The organism is Glutamicibacter sp. BW80 (assembly GCF_002332385.1).
In the GTDB taxonomy this organism is placed as follows: domain Bacteria; phylum Actinomycetota; class Actinomycetes; order Actinomycetales; family Micrococcaceae; genus Glutamicibacter.
On sequence record NZ_NRGV01000065.1, the window covers coordinates 1 to 3,921 of the forward strand.

General features: G+C 58.0%; 3 protein-coding genes and 1 pseudogene. 1 reads left to right on the forward strand and 3 read right to left on the reverse strand.

All coding sequences use genetic code 11. The features are described from left to right. Positions 1–104: 104 nt before the first annotated feature. The 3 genes from CIK76_RS16660 to CIK76_RS16670 are packed head-to-tail and all read right to left on the reverse strand — an operon-like array spanning position 105 to position 3,264. Positions 105–1,100, reverse strand: a complete 996-nt coding sequence (locus tag CIK76_RS16660; RefSeq protein WP_096288504.1) for a tyrosine-type recombinase/integrase — start codon at positions 1,098–1,100, stop codon at positions 105–107. Then, positions 1,097–2,035 (reverse strand): tyrosine-type recombinase/integrase, encoded by a 939-nt coding sequence (locus tag CIK76_RS16665; protein ID WP_176484276.1) that lies wholly within the window; start codon positions 2,033–2,035, stop codon positions 1,097–1,099. Before CIK76_RS16665 ends, CIK76_RS16660 begins: the two co-directional genes overlap by 4 nt. Then, positions 2,032–3,264 (reverse strand): tyrosine-type recombinase/integrase, encoded by a 1,233-nt coding sequence (locus tag CIK76_RS16670; RefSeq protein ID WP_096288508.1) that lies wholly within the window; start codon positions 3,262–3,264, stop codon positions 2,032–2,034. The genes CIK76_RS16665 and CIK76_RS16670 overlap by 4 nt, the downstream gene beginning before the upstream one ends. 154 nt (positions 3,265–3,418) lie before the next feature. Between CIK76_RS16670 and CIK76_RS16675 the strand changes: the two are divergent. Then, positions 3,419–3,921: pseudogene (locus CIK76_RS16675) on the forward strand (IS3 family transposase); the annotation flags it as partial.

Genomic DNA, 3,921 nt, shown 5'->3' on the forward strand with positions numbered 1-3,921 from the left:
ACCGCGCTAGACATCATGGGTTATGCCGAGAATCGAATTATGCCGATGTTTGCTTGATGTGCCTCCTCAGCCACGGGTGTCAGGCTGATTTCTCGGAATAAGAATCAGAGTTCCTCCAAGAAGGATAAGAGCGAATCCGGAGGCTTGTATCGTCCCGGCCCGGTCGCGGGCGGTGCCGTGCGGTCGAGGGCACGCTGCTTGATGGTCATGTCCGCGTGGAGGTACGCGCGAACCGATTCCTTGCTGGAATGACCAAGCCAGAGCGATATTGTGGCCGAGTCTATGCCAGCGGCCAGCATCCGCATGGCACAAGTGTGCCGCAGAACATGAGGGGTAACGTCCTTACGTTTCAAGGTGGGGCAGTCCGTAGCCGCGGTGCGCTGATGAACAACCAGACGTTGAGCGATAGCATCGGGGCTCATCGCGTGGTGGTCTCCCTGGGTGGGAAAAATGGGACTGCTCGTTCCCAGCTGCGCATTCTCATCCCACCAAGTGGTGAGCATCGAAACCAGGCCTGAATTCACCGGTGTGCTGCGCTCCTTGCGACCTTTGCCCTTGCAATCGACGTAGGCCGGAGCGTGCAGTTGCAAGTCTGTCCACCGAAGGTTGATGAGCTCCGAGACACGCAACCCGGTATGAAGCAGGAACTGGATCATCGCTTGGTCCCGTCGTCCGGTCCAAGTTGTCGTTTTTGGTGCCGCAATCAGTGCTTTGGCTTCGGCATCGGAGAGGTAGTCGATGTCTTTCGTAGCCGTGTTCTTGGGTTCAAGCGCCAAGACTCTGCTGATGAGATCGGCGTGTTCGGGGTGTCGGTAGGCGGCAAAGTGGAAGAACGCATGAATTCCCGCCAGCCGGGTGTTCCGGGTGGACGGGCTGTTGCCACGCACATCCTCCAAATAGGCGAGGAACTCCGTGATGTGTTGAACATCGAGGTCCGCGAAATCCAGAGAGCTCGGTTCGAAGCGGTGCTTTTCGAAGAGAAAGGTGAGCAGCAGTCGCCACGTATCCCGGTAGGAGATCAGCGTGTTGGGGCTAACCGACTTCTGGCCCATCAAGTAGCTGGTGAAAAACGCTTCGAAGGTTGGCACGATGATGGTCATGGCAGCAAGACTCCTTGATGTTGGGCGGTGCTGACTCGCTCCTCGACCAGGGCCAGTAGCTCGGGTACGGATGAGAGATACCAGTAGGTACTTTCCGGGCTGACATGCCCGAGATAGGTGGCCAGGACCGCGATCCTAACGTCAACGTCAATGCCGTCCCGATAGGCCTGAACCAGGGCGTTGGTCGCGAACGAATGCCTTAGATCATGCAAGCGAGGGTTCTTGCCTCCGGGTCGTGGCGTGTAGCCAAGATTCTCCCGTACGGTACGAAATGCCGCCTGCAGGCCTGTGGGATGCGGTCGGATTCCGGTGGAACCGATGAAGAAAGAATTCACCTCAGCGCTGGGTATGGCGGCACGACTGAGATAGAGATAGTTTTTCAGCGCGGCCACCGTGCTGGGGTGGATCGGGACGAGCCGGGTGCTGTTGTTCTTTCCGCTGACCGTCAAGATGCCGCTGGGCCAGTCGATATCCGCGAGGTTGAGCCCTAGGCATTCACCGGTCCGCATCCCTGTTGCAGCCATCAGGCCGATCAAGGTCTGCAAGGTCAGCCCGCGTACGGCCGGTCGAAGTGCAAGGGCCCCAATCATCATTGCCTCCACTTGGGAATCACTATAAATGTAGGGTTGCTGCCGGGTGGCGCGGGCGGGAATGAGTCCCGCTGGAATCAACGCGGCCAACAGCGGGTCATGGGCATGAACGTAGGCCGCGAACCCCCTGATCGCACTCAAGTGTGCGGCCTTCGTCGGGTTGGCAGCGGCGGTCGGCAAGCACGCCCAAACCACGGCGGTGTCTACCGTCAGGACTTCTTCGTTGATGTCGTGGAGGTAGTTCAGGTACCGGGCAATCATGGCTTCGGCCGCCTTTAGCCTATGGCCCATGGCGTGCCGCAGCTGCACATATTCGTTCAGGTAGCTGTCGAGTGACCGGTTCATGGCCGAGACCCAGAGATTTTCGGCTCCGCCGCCACCGGCCATGGCCTGACCAGGCTTCGCAGGTCCGCGAGGTGGACCTTGGCGTAAATCACGGTGGTTGAGGGGCTGGAATGGCGCAGTATTTGGGATGCTTCGGTCAATGTTCCTCCGCTGCCCAGTACCTTGGTGGCCAGACTGTGGCGCAGGCGATGTGCGCCGATCCGGGAACCGATATTCGCTCGTGATGCGCGAACTGTGACCATCTGGCTGATGGGTCCGTGGGCGAGGGGTCCATGCGGTGCGGGAACTTGGAGGAATATGTGGCGATCGCAGGACACTGGACGGGTTTGGGTCAAATAGTCCACGATCGCTGCGCCAGCATCTACCGGAAGCGGTATGCGTTCGACGTGTCCGGCCTTTCCCGGCACCCTGATGGTTCCGGAGTGCCAATCAATATCATCCAAAGTGAGATCTTGAACCTCACGGGCACGCAGGCCCATTCTCGCCATAATCAGCAGCAATGCCTGGCTGCGCAATGGCTGGACTTCGCGCGTCGACGGGCCGGCGAGGAGAGCATCGATTTGGCTGATATCCAGAAACTTCGGAAGTCCTTTGTAGGGCGAGTAGGCGACCGGGCCAATACCTTCGGCGACGGGCTGGTCGATGATTCTCTCCAGAAATAGCCAGCGGAAAAACGCGCGAAGCGCTGTTGCTGCAAGCCGGATCGAACCCACCGATTGGGTGGCCCCGCGAAACAGCAAATAGTCCGTGACGTTAACTATCGACATCGATTCCCAGTCAGATCCGTCATGCCCCACCCTCCACTTCAGGAACGGTCTGACCTGGTTGAGGTAATTCAGCACCGTTGTTCCTCGCAGAGCCCGCTCAGTGACCAGGTAGTGCTCGAACAGGGACAGGATTGCTTCTTGGGCCGAGAACGTCGGTGGCGGGTCCGCAGTGCGTTCAATGCCGATGGATCGGAGGAAACCGGTAAATGCACCCAACGCGCGCGATGTGTGAAAGTTGTGGTATCGCAATCGGCGCTCTGCAAAGAAAGCATTGATGACATGGTCCGACAATTCCTGGATGCTCAGCCCTTGCGCATCCATCCAGCGCGATAAATGAGCAACAAGCTGGAGCTGATTCGACGTCGAGTCGGGCGAGTAGCCTAGCCTCGTCAAATAGATGTGGAAACCTGTTGCCAGCGGCGCCAGTGGACCAACGATGACAACCTTGTATGGATCTCCCATGGCCTTCCTCCTTCCATAGAGATGGGAAGGTCAAGTATCCGCTCAGTATCGTCTTATTCCGAGAAATCAGCCTGACACCCGTGGCTGAGGAGACACATCAAGCACACATCGGCATAATTCGATTCTCGGCATAACCCATGTAATTCCGATATCGGAATTACATGGGAAAAGCACACGCGCTCTTGGAGCAGATCTCGAAGAGCGCGGATTCAGAATAGACTCCCGTGCGTTCATGAAAAACGTCTTTGACCAGCTCGTTGAGTCTGGGATTTCGACTCGCCGAGCCAGTTCTCTGGCTGGTGTCAGCCGAGCCACGATGGCCCGCCACAAGCGTGCTGAACGTTTTCCACGCAAGCCAGTTGATGCGCCTCGGCCGGCGCCGGCGAACAAGCTCACCGAGGCTGAAGAAGCGTTGATTCTTGAAACGTTGAATAGCGACCGGTTTGTGGATCAAGCACCAGAACAGATCTATGCTGTGCTGCTCAGCGAAGGGACCTACTTGTGTTCGGTGGCCAGCATGTATCGGCTTCTGCGTCGGGAAAAACAAGTCGCTGAGCGCCGGCGGCAGGCACGTCATCCGGCCCGGAAAGTCCCTGAATTAGTGGCGTATCAGCCTGGTGAGGTCTTTTCGTGGGACATCACCAAATTGGCGGGTCC